This window comes from Paenibacillus sp. AK002 (genome assembly GCF_053903045.1).
Genome location: NZ_CP096377.1, coordinates 1,246,233 through 1,264,430, shown reverse-complemented (window position 1 = coordinate 1,264,430; position 18,198 = coordinate 1,246,233). Strand labels below are relative to the sequence as shown.

Genomic DNA, 18,198 nt, shown 5'->3' with positions numbered 1-18,198 from the left:
CATTTGGCATTTAACCCTTATATTGCCTATTGTAAACGCTAACGGAGAATTAGACCACCACCTGCAAAACGACAGATTGTCCTGGAGTAAATATTCATTAGACGTCATAAGATGCCGCCGTTTCCAATCGGAATCGCGGAAATAAAAAAAGGCAAGCCCTCTGACTCATTAAAAGCCAGCGCTTGCCTTTCCATTCTTGTGGTTCGATGGGTCAGCTCGTGGGTGCATCCTGCCAAACATTAAACTTGTTGCCGTCGGGATCCTTGAATTTGAACTGCAATCCGCAGGAGCCGTGATCTACCAGCGGCTCGACCTGTGCTCCATTTTCCCGCAGCCGCTTATGCAGCTCCGTGATATTCTCGACTTCAAAGGTTAACGAGAACATTTCATAATTCTCCCCTTCCCATTGGTTGGTTATGAAGTTGGCTGTTCGGTTATCCAGTGTTTCCAGCAGGAATAACCACTGTCCGTCCCCTAAGATCAAGATGGCGCCTGTATCGTCGCATTTTCTCACAGTAAGGCCAAATAGCTCCGAGTACCATTTTACCGACAGCGGAAGATTCCTTACCGGGAGATAATTGCAATGAACCTTCTTTAGCAACGGCTTGTTCAAGGATTGGAGCTTGGGTGCTTCGTTTAATGGGTTGTCTATCGTCATTCGATTCACCTCTTGTTCAATGTGGTTTCAATATATAGACGATGGAACCGGACCGATTCCGTCACGGAGAGCCATTTTATTATCAATTCGGTCCAATTGCATGATACTTATTGCCGTCGGGATCATAGAATACCAGCAATTTGCCGAATAAAGCATCTTCCCGGATCGGCTCCATTCCAATCCCCTGTTGATGCAGCCGCTGCACTAACTCCCCAACGCTCGCTACTTCGAACGTGAGTACAGGCATGCTCGCCGGGGCGTGGCGCTGACACTCGAGCAAATACAATTCCTGTCCGGATTCCAGCACCGGATTGCCGTGCCTGCTGGTTCCCAGATGAAAATGCAGGATAAACCAGGCGGTGGCCTGCCCCTTATCCGTGACTGGAATATAGAAATGACCGGCTCGCTTAAGGACATGTTCCGAGACCTGCTGCTCGAAATCCCTCCCCAAACGGTGAGTAAGGAAATAATGCTCGAAGTCACGGGCAAGATGCTGTTTCAAAACTTCTCTGGCACGTCGTATTCGGCTTTCAACCGCAGATACCGACATGTTAAGGAACTGTCCAATCTCTTTCATGGACCACTCGCTTAAGTAGTGCAGCACGACAACGGATTTACTCTTCTCCTCCAATCCCTGCAAGGCTCCCCAGACGGAATCATGGATCACATATTGTTCCAGCCATGGCGTGATATTGTCCGCTGCTGGAGTCGTTTCGTGCAGGGGGAGAGCCTGCTTGCTTCGTTTGGCAAAATCGAGGCTGGTCCGGCGCGTTATCGCATACAGCCAGCTGCCCAGCTTCGCTGGGTCGTTCAGCGTATGCAGGTTGCGATAGCACTTCAGAAATGCTTCCTGCACCGCATCCTGTGCCTCGTGGAAATCCCCCAGCACGCTGTACGCAACGGATAACAGGGCATTGGAATACTCGTTGACGATCATCCGGTAGGCATCAAAATCCCCCGCTTTGGCATCCTCGATCCGTTGATGGGATAGCGGCAAATGTTCTTTCATTAGGACAGATCCTCCCACTGTGCCCACATCTTCTGCGGATTGAGCTCATACACCCCATTGTCCCGGAACATGAAGTGATGCATGATAAACTCCCTCCGGATCGTCGCAAAGTCTTCATGATATTCCTTGATAAACTCGTTCATTTCCTTCTCGCTGTACTTCCGTCCCTTCTCCAACCGGGATACCATATGCGTAAGCACGATGAGTTTCTTCTTCAGCTGGGCAGGGATGCTCTTCAGCTTCCCGTCGGAGGTGAAGAAGTTCTTGATTACGGAATCCCTCATCCGCTGCTCCTCTTCCTGCAAGCTTTCCGTTACGCCCCCGGGCCGGACTCTTTGGTAAATCAGATTCTCCGTCGCTGTCGCACTGTTCTTAATAAAGTAATCGTTCAGCGAAAAAAAGATCGTGTTCTTGTCCCTGCGTTCGTTGATGAGACTCGCTTCCCGCAGCTTCGCCGCGTGGTGCGTAATCGTAGCCGGCGTGACGCCAATCTTCTCGGCCAGAAGCTGGCCGTTCATTTCGCCTTCCGCAAGCAGGATGAGCATCTTGATTCGGGTCGGGTCTGCGAGCGCCTTGTGATAACTGACCACCTTATCCAATTGCACGGGTTTAGCTCAACTCCTTATATAAATTTAACATCCATCTAATTTATAGTTTGTTAAATCAGATGTTAAACCATCCGGATTACAAAGTAAACCTCCTCATGGAGAATGAAGGCCATGGCACCATAAAAAACCCGCCCTTCTTCATGAAGGAACGGGTTTTCCGGATGTTGCGGCTACACGTACGAAACACGATTGCTCTGTTGCTGTTGACCTAGATATCAGCTAAGCCGCTTCTTACACTACCGCTGCGTCCACTCTGGACTGATCGGCATTCTGGCATCGTTTGCATACCTTCAGTGCCGTGCCGTCCGATTTGTTGGCGACGTAGAGAAGTTTGATGCGCGACGTGCTGCATACCGGGCATGTGCCGCGGCCGCGCGATGGCATGTTCCATAGTGCGCGGCCCCGTTTTGTTTTGGCCATGGTTCATATCCCCTTTATTTCATAATCTCCAATGGTATTTCGAACCCATGCACACCGCTTGCCTCCGCCGCGATTATTCTTTGTTATGCGAAGCTCAATCCTTAGGATGGACAAGCCGAATATCCGTGCAACTCCATTATAGGGGACGGGCCATCGCCAAATATAGGGAATAAATGCTTATGAAGTCTTTTTTACATACGCCTTCTTTCGTGGCTACGAATTCCATATCCGCTGAATCTCCGGTACATCTGAACGGAAGCTGAGCTTATACACGTCGGGATTGGAGAAAGCCTCCCACTCGTTGAAGCCGATCTGATTATCGTAATGCTTCAGCAGAAGCGAGATCAGATTGCCATGGGATACGATAACGGCATTCCGGCTTGAACTCTGCAGGACATCATGAACTACGCTTACCGCACGATGCATGGCTGTACGGCTTGATTCTCCGCCTTCAAAGCACAAGTCCAGATAGGTTCTGCGCAGCATCTCCCGCCATTCAGGAGCATTTTGGCCCGACAGTATTCGCTCGGTCAACCTCTCATCCAGCACAACGGCCACGCCTATGCGATCAGCCAAAGGTGTAATGGTGTCGTGAGCTCTGCGATAAGAACTTGAAACAATACGGTCAATCCCTTTGTCGTGCAGAAATTCAGCAAGTTCAAGCGATTGCTGAACCCCCTGCTCGGTTAACGGAGCATCCGCCGCTTGTCCCTCCGCTTGGCAATGGCGTACGATGTATATTTTTTTCATAGGATCGGCACCTCCCTATAATCCAATATTGCGCTTGAGCCCTTGATAGCTTCCTGACTCCGGAAATCCGCGCTGAGCGATCGTCATAAACTTCTCGGAAAACCCGTGGTTTGCTAAATCTGCGATCGGGACCATGACCACATCGCCGATAGGATTGAGATCGAACTCATTCGTCGGGAGGCGGATTTCCCCCTCCAAGCGTTCCAGCAAAAACGTAATATGCAAGAGGGATGGCGATGAATCCGGCTTATCGCATAAATACAGAAGCTTCGTCACTTTTGTAACAAGCCCGGTCTCCTCTTCCATTTCCCGAATCATGGCTTCCTCCAGCGTTTCCCCTTGCTCTACCCTTCCTCCCGGAAGAGACCAGCCGCGTTCTGACGAAACGCTCTGTTTGACCAGCAGAATCCGTTCGTCTTCGATCAAAATTCCGGTAACTCGAACCTGCAATAGGCTGCTCATACCCTTCCCCCGTTTCTTAGGATTTTTCTTTTCGAAAACCATGCTTATTTGAGCTTCCTTCGCGCCTCCTCCGCCCGCTGCACGCTCTCCATCGTCCACGGCGGTGTCTGGGGATGATCCCTAATTTCCGACAGCGTCATCCACTGCACCGAATCGACCTCGTCCGGGCTTTTGCAATACGGCGTTCCTTGATCATACTCGCACAAGAACACTATATTGATGACGGGACGTCCATCGCCCGTGACAAATGAAGAGCTGTAGACATACGTAACGCTTTCCTTCACCTCGACCCCGACTTCTTCGTAAAGCTCCCGCTTTACCGTGCGCTCCAGAATATCCAGCGTGCTGCCTTCCTTGTCGACCTTGCCTCCCACGAACGAAAGCGTTCCGCCGGCGTTCTCTTCCTTCAAGCTGCGCGTTATCATCAGCCACTGCCCGTCCTTATGCACGGCTCCTTCCACGTTGACGATAAACATGTCCTCCCTCCTCCAACAGCCTATTTTCCGCTTGATACGAGCCTATTGTCGGATGCCAGAATAAATCCTTTATTTCATTTTTGCATCACAGAAACTTCCTGCGGCTATTCGATTATGAATCGTCCCCCAGTTGCACATCGATTCCAGCACGGGCAGCAGCGTGATTCCATATTCGCTCAGAGCATATTCGACTTTTGGCGGAACCGAGGGATGTATGGTCCGAACGACGAGCCCGTCACTCTCCAATTCGCGCAGATGCTGGGCCAGCATCTTCTGCGTTACCTCGGGTATGTCCTTTTCCAAATCGCTGAAGCGTTTGGCGGATTCCATCAGATGCCATAGGATCAGAGGCTTCCACTTCCCGCCTAGTACATGCATGACCGTTTCAATGGGACACTCGCTAACGACAGACCTGGCAGATGTTTTCATATCAGCCCTCCTCTATGGCTTACTTTAAAGTAAGCTCCTTACTCGAAAGTGCGTTCTTATCAAGATTCTATGTCGCATGTTAGTCTAAAGTCAATGCAAACCGGAGCATGACAGAATACGTTATACCGCAGCTTGGAAGCTATCGAAAAAAATAGGAGGGCTATGTTATGAATTCATATGGTTCCAGCAATTCTTGGACATCGCGGAATTGGGGTCCGCATTCTTATTCCTACTGGTTGGTCGCTTCACTGTCGCTGTTTGTGCTGTTTCTAGGAACCAATGCGTTTATTCAGCCGGAGGCTGCCATTCAAGGCTTTGGTTTGACTCTTTTCCACCCATCGGATACAGCCATCATCTACATCAAGGCCAATCGCGATTTATATATCGGCCTGATCATTGGGGCACTATTGTTACTGCGCATGCGTAGAGTGCTCATCGTCCTGTCCATCCTCAGCATCGAGATGCCTATTGTAGATGCCATGTTAGTTCTGCGTAGTGACGGGGCAGCTCCGGCCAGCGCGTGGATTCATATCGGCACTGTAGGTTATATTCTCGTGGTGACATGGATCCTGTTCCGTGAGGAACGATCCGCTCAACGAACGCAAAAGAACTCGGCAAATATCAATACCTTGATGAAATAATATTTTTTTCCGGCTTATTCGTTCATATGGCGTCTGCGATGTGGTACAGTACATCAAGATGAATTAGGCTGTTATCCGAAGGAGGCGTCTATGAGCTATCACGGATCCGATTTTTACGACAACGACAAGAATTTCGAGAAATACATGGAACGGCGGCAGTGGCAGGAGAATGCCAACGATACGTTGGAGAAGCCCGTCATCCAGCAGCTGGTGGGGGATATCGCGGGCCTTCATGTATTGGACCTGGGATGCGGGGATGCCGGCTTCGGCGTGGAACTGCTTCAACAAGGGTGTGCCTCCTATACCGGAATCGAGGGCTCCCGCAACATGGCGGAAGCCGCTTCGAGCAGCCTGGCCGATTACAAGAGCGGAACCGTTCTGCACATGCAGATGGAGGACTATGCTTATCCGAGCGATACCTATGATGCGGTAATCTCCAGGCTCGCTCTTCATTATCTGCAGGATATCGGGGATATCTTTCGAAGCGTTCACCAGAGCTTGAAGCCAGGCGGAAGGTTCGTCTTCTCCGTCGAGCATCCCGTCATTACCTCCACGCTGCAGCCGTCCGGCACCAGAACGAATTGGGTGGTGGACAACTACTTCATCCAAGGCTACCGGGAGCAGCAATGGCTCGGCGGCACCGTTCATAAGTACCATCGAACCGTCGAGGATTACTTCCGGGCGATGCAGGAAGCCGGCTTTATCGTGGAGCACTTAAGGGAGTCCCATCCTGTGCGAGCGTATTTTGCAAACGAGGAAACCTATGAGCGCCGGCGCAGAATTCCGTTGTTTCTGTTTCTTGCGGGGAGAAAGAGCGAATAGCTCACATGCGGCATCAAAAAAAGCACCCTTCCACTTCACAAGGTGGAAAAGGGTGCTTTTTATCATGGAATTTCCCCCATTCGCCGCTATCGCTTATGAGGGTCTGCCGGCTCTGCTTCCCTTGTTGAATCCGCCGGACTTGCGTTTCCGAGCCTGGCCGTTGTTAGGATTCGAAGCTGCTTCCGAACTCAGCTTGCGTGCCATTTCTGAATATGGATTCGTGATGGCTTCCGTCATGGGCTTACGCGCCGAGTTCGTCTTGGATTGGCGGGGTGCACCCGTCTTCGGGTTGCGTGCCGCGTCGGCCTTTGGTTTGCGGGCCGCATCCGCCTTCGGTTTAGCAGGTCTCGATGCAGCTGACTTGCCTTTGCCGGGCTTGGACGAGCCGGATTTTGGCGTCGGGTCCACCTTGGCGGCTCTTAACGCCCCGGACATCGGGAAGTCATGGTCCTTCACTTCCGGAATGGACTTTCCGATTAGCTTCTCGATATCCCGAAGAAAAGGAACCTCGTCCACTTCGCAGAACGATATCGCCGTCCCGCTCAGTCCCGCGCGCCCCGTGCGCCCAATCCGGTGCACATACGTTTCCGGAATGTTCGGGAGGTTGAAGTTAATGACATGCGACAGCTCGTCGATGTCAATCCCGCGCGCGGCGATATCCGTTGCCACCAGGACGCGGGTCGCCCCGCTTTTGAAATTGTTGAGCGCCGTCTGGCGGCTGGTTTGCGATTTGTCGCCGTGAATGGCCTGAGCCGTAATATTCACCTTGTTCAGTCCGCGCGCAACCCGGTCAGCTCCCCGCTTCGTACGGGTAAAGACCAATGCCGACACGATGGACGGGTCCTTCATCAGCTCATTCAATTGCTGCTGCTTATTCCCGGTTTCCAGCAGGTACACCGATTGCTCGATCCGTTCGGCCGTAGAGGAGACCGGCGTGATCTCGACTTTTACGGGATTGTGCAGCAAGGTTTGGACAAGCTGGGTGATTTCCGCAGGCATCGTGGCCGAGAAGAACAGCGTTTGTTTTTTGCTCGGCATTTTGGCGATGATTCGCTTCACGTCATGGATGAAGCCCATATCCAGCATCCGGTCGGCCTCATCCAGCACCAAAATCTCCACATGCTGTAAATCGACGTGCTTCTGATTCATGAGATCCAGCAGCCTGCCTGGGGTCGCAATCAGAATGTCCGCCCCTTGCTGAAGCGCACGTTCCTGCGTCTTCTGCGAAACGCCGCCAACAATGGCCGTCGAACGCAGTTTGGTGAACTGGCTGTAGGCTTTGACGTTATCCGAAATTTGCAGGGCAAGCTCCCGGGTCGGCGACAACACCAATGCGCGAATGCGGCGTCCCATGCCCGGTTTAGGGGGTTGCTGATTCAACAGCTGGATCATCGGCACCGAAAAAGCGGCGGTCTTCCCCGTTCCGGTCTGGGCGCAGCCCAGCAAATCTCTGCCGGCCAGCACAGCCGGGATCGCCTGAGCCTGAATAGGCGTCGGCGCTTTGTAATTCTCCTTGGCCAAAGCCTTGAGAATGACAGGGGATATATTTAAATCTTCAAATGTCATGGGATCTCCTTTATGGTAAATATCTATATTTTTCGCATCACGTAAGATGGGGCATCTCATCATCGAGTTTCCACAAGCCGTTCCTTTACGTCATAACATATAACGATACCATAGATCGGCATAAAAAAAGAAGCGGAATTTTCCTCCGCCTCCGTTTCAAGCCCCAAACCGCTGTCGATATCCGCATTTTCTGCATAATTCCTCAACCGCTTCCCGGCGCGAAAATCCGTCCACGAGGTTGTTCGCCCGCTCCCCATCCACGATGTCCGAGAAGGACTTCTGATGAAGGTTGCCCAAGTTAATGACCCCTTCCCCGTCCAGACAGCAAGGCACGACCGTCCCGTCTACAAGAATCGCCGCCTGACTGCGCAGCGCATGGCAGAAGCCCTTGCCGTCATCCTCCGGGGCCGACAAGCTCGGCCACTGGAACTCATAATCCTGGTTCAGGTAGACGTGTTCGGCTACCCTTACGCCACCGCCGGGTTCAACCTTTTCCTCGATGCGGTAGTCCAAATTGAATTCCTGCTCCAAAATTTCAAGCGTCTGGCGGTTTCGGCTCTTCTCCAGGTTCGTTTGGTTGTCCTGCGTCAAATTCCACAAACGGAAGGAGAAGATGACCTTATGCTCCTCCGCATCCCGCACAAAAGAGAGGATGTCCCGCAAATATCCCTCACGGTCCGTGGAGCCGACATGTCCGTCAAAGCTGTGGAGCGAGAAGTTCATCTGTCTCAACGCCGGCTTGCCCAGCAGCTTATGCCGGTTCTTCGCGATCAACGTGCCGTTGGTCGTGATGTTGACCTTGAACCCCTTCTCATGGCTGATATCCAGCAGCTCGTCGATCTTCGGATGAAGCAGCGGCTCTCCCTTCACATGCAGATAAATGTAACTCGTATGCGGCTTGATCTCATCCAATCTTCTCGCAAAGTCCTCCACTTTAATGAAGTTGGCCTTGCGCTCCGTCGGCGGGCAGAACGTGCAGGCCAAATTACAAATGCTCGTAATTTCTATGTAAACTTTCTTAAACGTCCTCAAGATGTTATCCCCAATCCCATGTCTATGATCGTATGACGATTTGCCAGCTTGCTCGCTTGCCAATCCTTCACATCGTACCATAGGCTGGCATTTACAGCTACAGCTATCAATGCGATCTGATGCCATTCTATATAAAGTGAAAGAAGAGGGAGAACCCTCTTCTTTCGTTTTTGCTCTAATTAACGTTCATCGTTTATGTTTGAATGCGTCACTTATCAGCATCAATCACACTCAGCAAGTTCTTCAAGCGTCGTGGATCTTATCGTAATGGAAGTATTCGTGGGGTCTCGTTTGGATGAGACTTATAACCCTGGTCTACAGGACGAGTTTCTTGCGGATAATCTACAACATCGTCTCCTTCATTCTCAACAACTGCTGCAGGACGAGCTTCTGTTGGATAATCCACAACATTGCTTCCCTCGCTCTCAACTACAGCTGCAGGGCGAGCCTCTGTTGGATAATCCACAACATCGCTTCCTTCTTGCTCAACTACAGCTGAAGGACGAGTTTCATTGGGATAATCCACGACATGGCTTCCTTCAGCGACAGCCACAAGACGAGCCTCTTCCGGATAAGCCACAACATCCTCTCCTCCATTCTCAGCAGCAGCTTCAGGACGAGCTTCTTTGGGATAATCCATGACATGGCTTCCTTTATTCTCAACTACGACTTCAGAAGGTACCGCTCTAGGGGCCGCTTCTGTTGGTTGAGCTTCTGCATGACCAGCCTCATTTTCAATGACTTTAGGCGTATTGCTAGAAGCCCATGCCGCTGCTGATGTGCTAATTACAGCAACCAAAAACACCCCTGTTAACGTGAGATACATTGTTTTCTTTTTTTGTTTCTTTACATTCAGCATCATCATTAATCTCCTTTTCAATTGTTTGCCGTCACCGGATAAGGAGACAATAAATTGCACGGGTAAATTCCTTGACCCTGCCATGACGCTTAAAATCGTCTCCCCATAGCGTTTCCGCTCGGCATAGGACATCTCTTTCACGACTTCTTCATCGCAAGACAGCTCGCTCCATATATGAAGGTCCTTGCGAAGAATGTGCACCAAAGGGTTAAACCAATGTAGGGCGCTTGCTCCGAGCGTGAACGCTTTGACCCATAAATCTTTCCGTTTCAGATGGATCAATTCATGACGGATTACCATGTCCATGTTAACGGTATTCTCTATAGGGAGATAAATGGTAGGTTTCCACAGGCCGACAAGAACAGGGCTCCGAATGATGGAGCTGTAGGCAAGTCCGACGCTGCTTTTCACACCAATGGCTTCCTTGATGAAGGAAAGCAGTTTCGCTGCTTCGCTGCTTATCGGAACGGTGACACGCGAATGTTCAAGTTTCTTTAAAAATCTGCGATAACAATACATCTGCCATGCAGCAAAAGCTATAGCGCCGAGTGCCCATAAGACAATAAGGGGCAGGGCTACGTTTACTGAGATGGTCTTTGCCGGAATAAGCGGCTCCAAACCAGTCCCTGAATATGGACCGGGCAGCGCATGTTGCACAGTTGAAGGCAACTCGTTCACAACGGGAACTGCACTAAATGTAAAAAGCGGTGAGATCCACTGAATACCAAGGACGACAGGTAAAAGATAAAAGACCACTGCCATTTTGCCAATTCCATAGCGCCACTTTGTAGGAAAGGTATTGATGAATACGATACGCAGTACAAGAATGCAGGCTACAACGGCACTTCCGGCAACGGTAAGGGTAAACAGCAATTCAAGAATAGTATTCATAAGCACCCCCTACTTTTGCGAGAACCATTGCTTCAGCTCTGCAATATCTTCATCTGAAAGCTTTTCGCCGTCATACAAAGCCGAAATTAGGTTTTTAACCGAGCCTTGATATAATCCGTCCAGGACGTGCTGCGCTTCCATCAGCTTATAATCTTCAGGCGAAATTCGCGGCGTATATTTATTGGTCCGTCCATCCCTCGTAGCCGTAAGTGCCCCTTTGTCCACCAAACGCGACAGGAAGGTGGACATGGTCTGTGCCTTCCATTCTCTTCCTCTCTGGGCAAACAGTGCGAGCAATTCGGTGGATGTGACAGGCGGAGTGCTCTCCCAAATCACCTCCATTAGTTCCATTTCAGTATCCGATAATTTTTGAACCTGGTTCACGGTGAACACCTCTTTACGTCGTTATGCGTCCATAACGAACTTATTACTACATCGTGTAGTGATTATAACCTACTACATCACGTAGTCGTATGTCAAGCGAAGGGAATTGAAGTTTACCGCTACATAGAACTTATATGTAAAATGAAAGAACCGCGCAGGAGCGCGGTTCTTTGTCAAACCATACAGCTACAAATAATTTAGGGCACACTTGGATTTCCCCAGGCCCCCTTATTTTACTCGTGCAGATGGTAGTGTTAACGCCGTTTATTTTGAATCGTTGTCGTCATTTTCTGCAGCCTCGCCAGCTTTGTTACCCAATGCTGCGCCTGCGATACCACCGGCAATCGTGCCGATCGGACCCAGTATGGAACCTACAGCAGCACCCACGACGCCGCCGCCCGCTGTTCCGATTGCTTCTCCAGCGTCAACGCCCATGTTGGTCGTGTCGCGGTCAGAATCAGCCTTATGATTACGATCGTTTTTATTAGCCATCCATCTCACTCCTTTGAAATTTGTGACAGGAACAGCTCCATCTTGCCGGACGTTGCTCCAAACCATATCTTGCCCTAACAGATCTAAAAGAATTCTTTAAAATATGCCGGTTCGGATTTCATTCTAATCGAAAATAGGTTGCGAATTTTAGACGATGTTTGCGGATTATGGGATTATGTAAACGGTACCAAGCTTGCTACAATGAACATGCAATTACGAAATGAACTTTGTTCAAGGGGGATTTCACATGAAAAAGCTGTCGATTTTACTGTTAACCTGCGTGCTCATTATAGGGGCGCTGAGCGGTTGCGCAAGCAGCGAGTCCGATTCGGGTTCGTCGAATAAACTCGTGATCTACAGTCCAAACAGCGAGGAGATCATCAAGACCATCATTCCGATGTTCGAGAAGCAGACCGGGATAACGGTTGAGCTGGTAACGGCTGGCACCGGCGAAATTATTAAGCGCTTACAGTCTGAGAAGCAGAACCCATACGCTGACGTGATGTTCGGCGGTTCGATGGCCGGTTTCCGCGAAAACGAAGCTTTATACGAGCCTTACGTATCGCCTGAAGACAAGAATTTAATGGAAGGACACCGCAATACATCGGGCTTCGCTACCCCTTATATCTCGGATGGCAGCGTGCTGCTCGTGAACAAAAACCTGATCGGCGATATCAAAATCGAAGGTTATGCGGATTTGCTGAACCCGCAGCTTAAAGGGAAGATTGCTTCCGCCGACCCGGCTAGCTCCAGCTCCGCTTTCGCACAGTTAACGAACATGCTGAAAGCCATGGGCGGCGATTATGAGAGTGAGCAGGGCTGGAATTATGTCGGTCAACTGATCGAGAACCTGGACGGCAAAATCGCCAGCGGTTCCGGCGCCGTCCACAAAAGCGTGGCGGACGGCGAATACGTAGTCGGCCTTACTTACGAAGACCCTTCCAGCACCTATGTAAAGAACGGCGCACCGGTCGAAATCGTGTATCCGAAAGAAGGCGCCGTATTCCTGGATGCGGGATCCGCCATCATCAAAGATGCGCCGCACATGGACAACGCCAAGAAATTCATCGACTTCATCCTGTCCCAGGAAGCCCAGGATGCGTTCGGCACGCAATTAACGAACCGCCCGCTTCGCCAGGGTACCAAGCTTGGCGACCACATGAAGCCTTATGAAGAGATCCACATGATCGATGAAGACACGGACTATGTCAGCGCGCATAAATCCGAGATCGTTGAGCGTTATGTCGATTTGTTCACTAGCGTTAAATAAACTATAGAATCAGGTGACAACCATGAGCGTAACCATAACCATTCAAGACTTAATCAAAAAATACGGCGACACAACCGTCATTCCCGAGCTGTCCCTGGAGATCAAGAAGGGTGAATTCTTCACCCTTCTCGGGCCTTCCGGGTGCGGCAAGACGACACTGCTGCGCATGATTGCCGGCTTCAACAGCATTGAAGGCGGAACCATACATTTTAACGAGCGCGTCATTAACCAGGTGGAACCGGGCAAACGGAATATCGGGATGGTTTTTCAGAGCTATGCGATCTTCCCTCACCTAACCGTCAAAGGAAACATCGCGTTCGGGCTGGAGAATCGGAAATTATCCAAGGCCGAGATTAACGCCAAGGTTGATGACATCCTAAAGGTCGTTCAGATCGAGCCCTATAAAGACCGCATGCCGAAGAACCTGTCCGGCGGCCAGCAGCAGCGCGTTGCGCTAGCCAGAGCCATCGTCATCCGGCCGGACGTCCTGCTGATGGATGAGCCTCTATCCAACCTGGATGCCAAGCTTCGGGTCGACATGCGTAACGCGATTAAAGACATTCAGCGGGAAGTCGGAATTACCACCGTCTACGTCACGCATGATCAGGAGGAGGCCATGGCGGTTTCCGACCGCATCGCGGTCATGAAATCCGGCGTGATTCAGCATCTGGGAACGCCGCAGGAAATTTACCAGCGTCCTGCAAACGTATTCGTTGCAACCTTTATCGGTCGGACCAACATTCTTGAGGGCAATATAACGAAATCCGCAGGCAGCTATGCCCTGCAATTCGGCTCCGGCTATATGGAGGAGCTGTCTAACATCGAGGTTCCGAAATCCGATGCCAAGGCAGATACGCTAAACGTTCAAATCTCGGTTCGGCCGGAAGAGTTCATACTGACCGAGGACCAGACCGGCATGAAAGCAACAATCGTACACAGCGTATTTTTGGGGCAGAACACCCATTATTTTGTAGACTTGGCTTCCGGTCAACGCGTGGAGATCACGCAGGAATCGAAAACGTCCCATATCCTCGAGCCTGGCCAAGTCATCTATCTCAAGGTGAAACAAGATAAAATTAATGTCTATGATGCGACCGGCGAACTGAACTATACAAGGGGCGCCCGGCTATGAGAGAGACGCGCAAACGATTCGATGTCTGGACCAACATTTCGTTACTGATCTTTGTGTTCTATATTCTGTTTCTGGCCCTGCCATTGTTTACGATGCTGTTCAAAAGTGTGTACAATGGCACGACAGGCGATTTTTCCCTTGCCTATTTCACGAAATTTTTCAGTAAGCCCTACTATTTGAATGCCCTGTTCAACAGCGTTAAGGTGACCGTCAGCGTAACCTTGCTTGCCGCGATTATCGCAACGCCGCTGGCTTATATCATGGCTACGGTGAAGATCAAAGGCAGCTCGGCCATTCGCGTACTGATTCTGATCTCGTCGATGTCGGCTCCGTTCATTGGCGCTTACTCCTGGATCCTGCTGCTCGGAAGAAGCGGCGTCATTACGAAATTCGTCAGCAGCACATTCGGCATTACGATGCCGGATATCTACGGATTTACGGGGATCTTAGTGGTCTTAACCTTGCAGATGGTCCCTCTGATCTTCATGTATGTATCAGGCGCACTCAAGAATATGGACCAATCGCTGATGGAAGCTGCCGAGAGCATGGGCTATACAGGCTTAGCCAAAATGCGCAAAGTGCTCCTCCCGCTCATTACGCCAACCTTGCTGGCAGGCGGCCTGCTCGTCTTCATGCGCGCGCTCGCCGATTTTGGTACGCCGATGCTGATCGGCGAGGGATACAAGACCGTGCCCGTGCTGATCTTTAACGAGTTCATCAGTGAGGTCGGCGGCGATGACGGCTTTGCGGCGGCGATCAGCGTCATTGTCGTTCTGTTCGCCACCACGATATTCCTGCTGCAAAAATTCGTAGCCAATCGCAAATCCTTTACGATGAGCGCACTGCATCCGATCGAAGCCAAGAAGAAGAAGGGCATCGGCAATATCGCGGCTCATGCGGTTATCTATCTGTATACGTTAATCGCGCTGCTGCCGCAGCTTTATGTCATCTATACTTCGTTCCTGAAATCCAACGGCAGAATTTTCGTTGAAGGGTTCTCGCTCCAAAGCTACCGGGATGCCTTCAGTAATATTGGCGGCGTCATTCTGAACACGTTCTTCCTGGCTATCGTTTCCCTGGTCGTCATTATCCTGTTGGCGATACTGATTGCTTACGTAACCGTTCGAAGAAAGAATGCATTGACGAATACGCTGGATATCTTCACGATGTTCCCGTATATCGTTCCCGGCTCCATACTGGGGATCGCCCTATTGATCACGTTCAACAATAAACCGCTGGCGTTAAGCGGAACGGCCGTCATCATGATCATCTCGTTTGTCATCCGGCGTCTGCCCTATACGATACGCTCCAGCGCAGCCATTCTGCACCAGATTAACGACGGGATCGAAGAAGCGGCGATCAGCCTGGGCGCTTCCCAGATGAAGACGTTCTTCAGGATTACGCTTCCGATGATGCTGGCAGGCGTCGTCTCCGGCGCGATCCTGAGCTGGATTACCATCATTACCGAATTAAGCACTTCGATCATTCTGTATACAGGCAAAACCAAGACCGTCACGGTTGCTATATACACGGAGGTCATTCGAGGAAACTACGGCGTGGCTGCGGCACTGTCCACGATTCTTACCGTCATTACGGTCGTGTCGCTGCTCGTTTTCCTGAAGCTCTCCGGACAAAAGGAAGTTTCCATGTAGATGTGAAATGTAATCATATCGTAGACCTACATCCAAGCCGGCGCCTGCAGCATGAAGGGCCGCTTGGATGTATTTGGATTATCTGCGGTTAACCGCGAGTCAGTATAATAGGATCGAGGTCCTATCGCAGATGGAGGGCAGCATGAAACCAACACCTTATCGTAATTTCAAGGAATCCACCCGTCATTTGTTTCGCGTCTATACGATGATCCCCTTCTCCATCTTAATCGTATTGTTCTTGGCGTTCACGATTATGAACGGCCGTTTGAACTTAACCCAAAAAACGACCGAAGCCGCCCAGTCCATCAGCCAGTCCATATCCGGCGTATATCGGCAGTATGACGAGGAGATTCATCGGATGGCCGAATCTCCCACCGTGATCAACTATGTAAGCTCCCATCTGGGCAGCGAACAAGTATATTCCGAGTTCTATGATTTCAACAATCGGCAGAAGATCAAGAGTATTTTTCATATAGTCAATACGGATGGCGTCTTCCTGGCCAGTTCAGCCCCGGCGGATGCGCTGTACTCCAATTTTGCCTTCGGCAACCTCATTCACCGGATTGAACAGCGGCCCGGCGACACGCTAACCGAAATGAACAGCTTCCGCTATTCGCATGACCGCGATACGAGCTACACGTTCGGCAAAGCCATCGTGAAGGACCAGCAGACGATAGGCTATATCATCTATCAGCTGTACGAATCGGACATCCAGAAGGTGATTTTCGAGCAAAACAATGAAATCGCCCTGATCACCGATGAACACAACACCATTATTGCCACGACAAGCAATGTGACCAAAGGCGTGCTCAACAAATTCAACCCCAAGGTCGATAACAAGGGACATGTTCTGCTGAACGGGGGCAAGTACTACAAATATTCCAAACGAATTCCTGGCACGCCGATTCAAGTCATTACGCTGAATTCCTACAAATCGGAGCAGTACACCTATTATACGGTTTCTTTCTTTGTCCTTGCGGCCAGCCTGCTGCTGTGGGTCTTGATCCAGTTCCTGGCGAACAAAATGTCGGCGCGCAATTCCGAATCGATCGATAAACTCATACACGCTTTGGCCCAGCTGCGCGAAGGGAACTTCAACGGCTATGTCGACATTCAGACGAATGACGAGTTTCAAATACTCGGCAATGAGTACAACGTGATGCTGGATCGGCTGAAGGAATTGATCGAGAAAAATAAAGAGCTGTCGGAGCTCCGCACGATTATTGAGGTGAAGCAGCTGCAATCGCAGTTTCATCCGCATTTTATTTTTAATGTGCTCGAAACACTGCGCTATGCCATAAAGATTGACGCGAATCAAGCCCAGGAGATCGTGCTGATTCTATCCCGTTTGCTTCGTTACAGCATCGGACATGATCGCAGCGTCCAGCTGAAGAATGACATGAATTATGTCCGGGATTACCTGAAGCTGCAGCAAATCCGGTTCAATGACCGGCTGGACTATCGGATTACCGTAGCGGAGGAAACGCTGGATGTATACGTTCCCAAGCTTCTGCTGCAGCCGATTATCGAAAACGCTATCAAATATGGGTATGAGAATCAAAGTAATGTGCTGATCGAGATTAACATCTACACCTCCGCCGGCAAGCTCATTCTCGAGGTTCGCGATAACGGGCAAGGTATGAGTAAAGAGAGACTGCAGGAAGTGAACCAGATTCTGCAAAGCCAGACAAACACGACGCAGCATATCGGGCTGTACAACGTTCATCGCCGTTTGGTGCTTCTATATGGCGAAGCGTCCGGCATCCATATTGACAGCACGCAAGGAACAGGCACCTGTGTCGTCCTTACGATTCCTTACGAATGGAGTGAATATCATGTTTAAAGTACTGCTGGTCGAAGATGAGGATATGATTCGCCGGGGCATCCGGTTCAGCATCGATTGGGTTCAATACGATTGCATCGTTATTGAAGAAGGACTGAACGGACAGGACGGCTACGAGAAGATCTGCGAGCTGAAGCCGGATATCGTCATAACCGACATCACCATGCCGATCATGGACGGCATCTCGATGATTCGGGAAGGACTCCGGCAGCATACCTTCAGCAGCATCATTATCTCCGGCTATAATGAATTCCACCTGGCGCAGCAGGCACTCCAGTTAGGCGTCACCGAATTTCTGGTGAAGCCCTTAGAGGATGAACAGCTGGTAACGGCACTCGAATCAGCCAAAGCCAAAGTGGATTTAATCCGCAAATATGAAGTGATTTCGAATCATCCGCAGGAAAAAGAAGAGATTTTGAACAGCAAATTTCTGGAGAAGGAAACCAAAACCTCGAAATACGTGTCCAAAATGATCGCCTATGTACAGGAGAACTATGCCAAGAAGATCAGCATTCATGACCTCGTGGAAGAGCTCGGCTTAAGCGCCTATTACCTGAACCAGAAATTCAAGGCAGAGACAAGCTATACCTTCAATGAATTTCTTAACCGTTACCGCATCCAGAAATCGATCGAGTTACTGAAGTCAGGCGACAACAAGGTCTATACCATCGCGCAGGATATCGGATTCAGTGATTACAAGTATTTTATCAGCATCTTCAAGAAGTATGCCCACGTCACGCCGAGCCAGTATCAGGAATATTTCGAGGAGAAGAATGGATAGAACGGGGAACCTAGATACTAG

General features: G+C 50.3%; 20 protein-coding genes. 7 read left to right on the top strand and 13 right to left on the bottom strand.

The window, feature by feature from the left end:
* Window positions 1–211: 211 nt before the first annotated feature.
* The 8 genes from M1D70_RS05435 to M1D70_RS05400 all read right to left on the bottom strand — a co-directional run bounded on the left by M1D70_RS05435 (window position 212) and on the right by M1D70_RS05400 (window position 4,812).
* A complete protein-coding gene (locus M1D70_RS05435) occupies window positions 212–658 on the bottom strand; it encodes a VOC family protein (protein ID WP_009593156.1) in 447 nt (148 codons plus the stop codon).
* A gap of 82 nt (window positions 659–740) precedes the next feature.
* The gene (locus tag M1D70_RS05430) at window positions 741–1,667 is read right to left on the bottom strand and encodes a sigma-70 family RNA polymerase sigma factor (protein ID WP_456289356.1); all 927 of its coding nucleotides are present in this window, start codon (window positions 1,665–1,667) and stop codon (window positions 741–743) included.
* Window positions 1,667–2,272: a DUF2087 domain-containing protein gene (locus M1D70_RS05425; RefSeq protein ID WP_456289355.1), complete on the bottom strand. Its 606-nt coding sequence runs from the start codon at window positions 2,270–2,272 to the stop codon at window positions 1,667–1,669. The genes M1D70_RS05430 and M1D70_RS05425 overlap by 1 nt, the downstream gene beginning before the upstream one ends.
* Window positions 2,273–2,506: 234 nt before the next feature.
* Window positions 2,507–2,695 carry a hypothetical protein gene (locus M1D70_RS05420; RefSeq protein WP_009593181.1) on the bottom strand — a complete coding sequence of 63 codons (189 nt, stop codon included), beginning with the start codon at window positions 2,693–2,695 and terminating at the stop codon, window positions 2,507–2,509.
* A gap of 213 nt (window positions 2,696–2,908) precedes the next feature.
* Window positions 2,909–3,445 (bottom strand): histidine phosphatase family protein, encoded by a 537-nt coding sequence (locus M1D70_RS05415; RefSeq protein WP_456289354.1) that lies wholly within the window; start codon window positions 3,443–3,445, stop codon window positions 2,909–2,911.
* 15 nt (window positions 3,446–3,460) lie between these two features.
* Window positions 3,461–3,907 carry an NUDIX hydrolase gene (locus M1D70_RS05410; RefSeq protein ID WP_036672687.1) on the bottom strand — a complete coding sequence of 149 codons (447 nt, stop codon included), beginning with the start codon at window positions 3,905–3,907 and terminating at the stop codon, window positions 3,461–3,463.
* A gap of 44 nt (window positions 3,908–3,951) precedes the next feature.
* Window positions 3,952–4,383 (bottom strand): NUDIX hydrolase, encoded by a 432-nt coding sequence (locus M1D70_RS05405; RefSeq protein ID WP_456289353.1) that lies wholly within the window; start codon window positions 4,381–4,383, stop codon window positions 3,952–3,954.
* A 69-nt stretch (window positions 4,384–4,452) separates the two neighbouring features.
* Window positions 4,453–4,812 carry a winged helix-turn-helix transcriptional regulator gene (locus M1D70_RS05400; RefSeq protein WP_456289352.1) on the bottom strand — a complete coding sequence of 120 codons (360 nt, stop codon included), beginning with the start codon at window positions 4,810–4,812 and terminating at the stop codon, window positions 4,453–4,455.
* Window positions 4,813–4,979: 167 nt separating this feature from the next.
* On the opposite strand from M1D70_RS05400, the gene M1D70_RS05395 reads away from it, so the two are divergent.
* Together M1D70_RS05395 and M1D70_RS05390 are read left to right on the top strand one after the other, a co-directional pair.
* The gene (locus M1D70_RS05395; RefSeq protein ID WP_456289351.1) at window positions 4,980–5,453 is read left to right on the top strand and encodes a DUF4267 domain-containing protein; all 474 of its coding nucleotides are present in this window, start codon (window positions 4,980–4,982) and stop codon (window positions 5,451–5,453) included.
* 90 nt (window positions 5,454–5,543) lie between these two features.
* Window positions 5,544–6,275: a class I SAM-dependent methyltransferase gene (locus tag M1D70_RS05390; protein ID WP_456289350.1), complete on the top strand. Its 732-nt coding sequence runs from the start codon at window positions 5,544–5,546 to the stop codon at window positions 6,273–6,275.
* 93 nt (window positions 6,276–6,368) lie between these two features.
* Here M1D70_RS05390 and M1D70_RS05385 read toward each other — a convergent pair whose 3' ends face one another.
* From M1D70_RS05385 to M1D70_RS05365, 5 genes are all read right to left on the bottom strand, one after another.
* Window positions 6,369–7,841, bottom strand: a complete 1,473-nt coding sequence (locus tag M1D70_RS05385) for a DEAD/DEAH box helicase (RefSeq protein ID WP_456289349.1) — start codon at window positions 7,839–7,841, stop codon at window positions 6,369–6,371.
* Between the two features lie 156 nt (window positions 7,842–7,997).
* The gene (locus tag M1D70_RS05380) at window positions 7,998–8,873 is read right to left on the bottom strand and encodes a radical SAM/SPASM domain-containing protein (RefSeq protein ID WP_456289348.1); all 876 of its coding nucleotides are present in this window, start codon (window positions 8,871–8,873) and stop codon (window positions 7,998–8,000) included.
* 259 nt (window positions 8,874–9,132) lie between these two features.
* Complete coding sequence (locus M1D70_RS05375) at window positions 9,133–10,623, bottom strand: M56 family metallopeptidase (RefSeq protein WP_456289347.1); 1,491 nt, start codon at window positions 10,621–10,623, stop codon at window positions 9,133–9,135.
* Between the two features lie 9 nt (window positions 10,624–10,632).
* Window positions 10,633–11,007: a BlaI/MecI/CopY family transcriptional regulator gene (locus M1D70_RS05370; RefSeq protein ID WP_009592247.1), complete on the bottom strand. Its 375-nt coding sequence runs from the start codon at window positions 11,005–11,007 to the stop codon at window positions 10,633–10,635.
* A 264-nt stretch (window positions 11,008–11,271) separates the two neighbouring features.
* Window positions 11,272–11,499, bottom strand: coding sequence for a glycine zipper domain-containing protein (locus M1D70_RS05365; protein ID WP_009592272.1), 228 nt, complete (start codon window positions 11,497–11,499; stop codon window positions 11,272–11,274).
* Window positions 11,500–11,746: 247 nt separating this feature from the next.
* On the opposite strand from M1D70_RS05365, the gene M1D70_RS05360 reads away from it, so the two are divergent.
* The 5 genes from M1D70_RS05360 (at window position 11,747) to M1D70_RS05340 (ending at window position 18,177) form a co-directional block, all read left to right on the top strand.
* Window positions 11,747–12,769 (top strand): ABC transporter substrate-binding protein, encoded by a 1,023-nt coding sequence (locus tag M1D70_RS05360; RefSeq protein WP_009592256.1) that lies wholly within the window; start codon window positions 11,747–11,749, stop codon window positions 12,767–12,769.
* Between the two features lie 22 nt (window positions 12,770–12,791).
* On the top strand, window positions 12,792–13,901 hold the full coding sequence (locus M1D70_RS05355; protein WP_456289346.1) for an ABC transporter ATP-binding protein: 1,110 nt from the start codon (window positions 12,792–12,794) through the stop codon (window positions 13,899–13,901).
* Window positions 13,898–15,553: an ABC transporter permease gene (locus M1D70_RS05350; protein ID WP_009592251.1), complete on the top strand. Its 1,656-nt coding sequence runs from the start codon at window positions 13,898–13,900 to the stop codon at window positions 15,551–15,553. The genes M1D70_RS05355 and M1D70_RS05350 overlap by 4 nt, the downstream gene beginning before the upstream one ends.
* Window positions 15,554–15,695: 142 nt before the next feature.
* Window positions 15,696–17,396: a sensor histidine kinase gene (locus tag M1D70_RS05345; RefSeq protein ID WP_456289345.1), complete on the top strand. Its 1,701-nt coding sequence runs from the start codon at window positions 15,696–15,698 to the stop codon at window positions 17,394–17,396.
* Window positions 17,389–18,177, top strand: a complete 789-nt coding sequence (locus tag M1D70_RS05340) for a response regulator transcription factor (RefSeq protein WP_145038971.1) — start codon at window positions 17,389–17,391, stop codon at window positions 18,175–18,177. The genes M1D70_RS05345 and M1D70_RS05340 overlap by 8 nt, the downstream gene beginning before the upstream one ends.
* Window positions 18,178–18,198 lie beyond the last annotated feature (21 nt).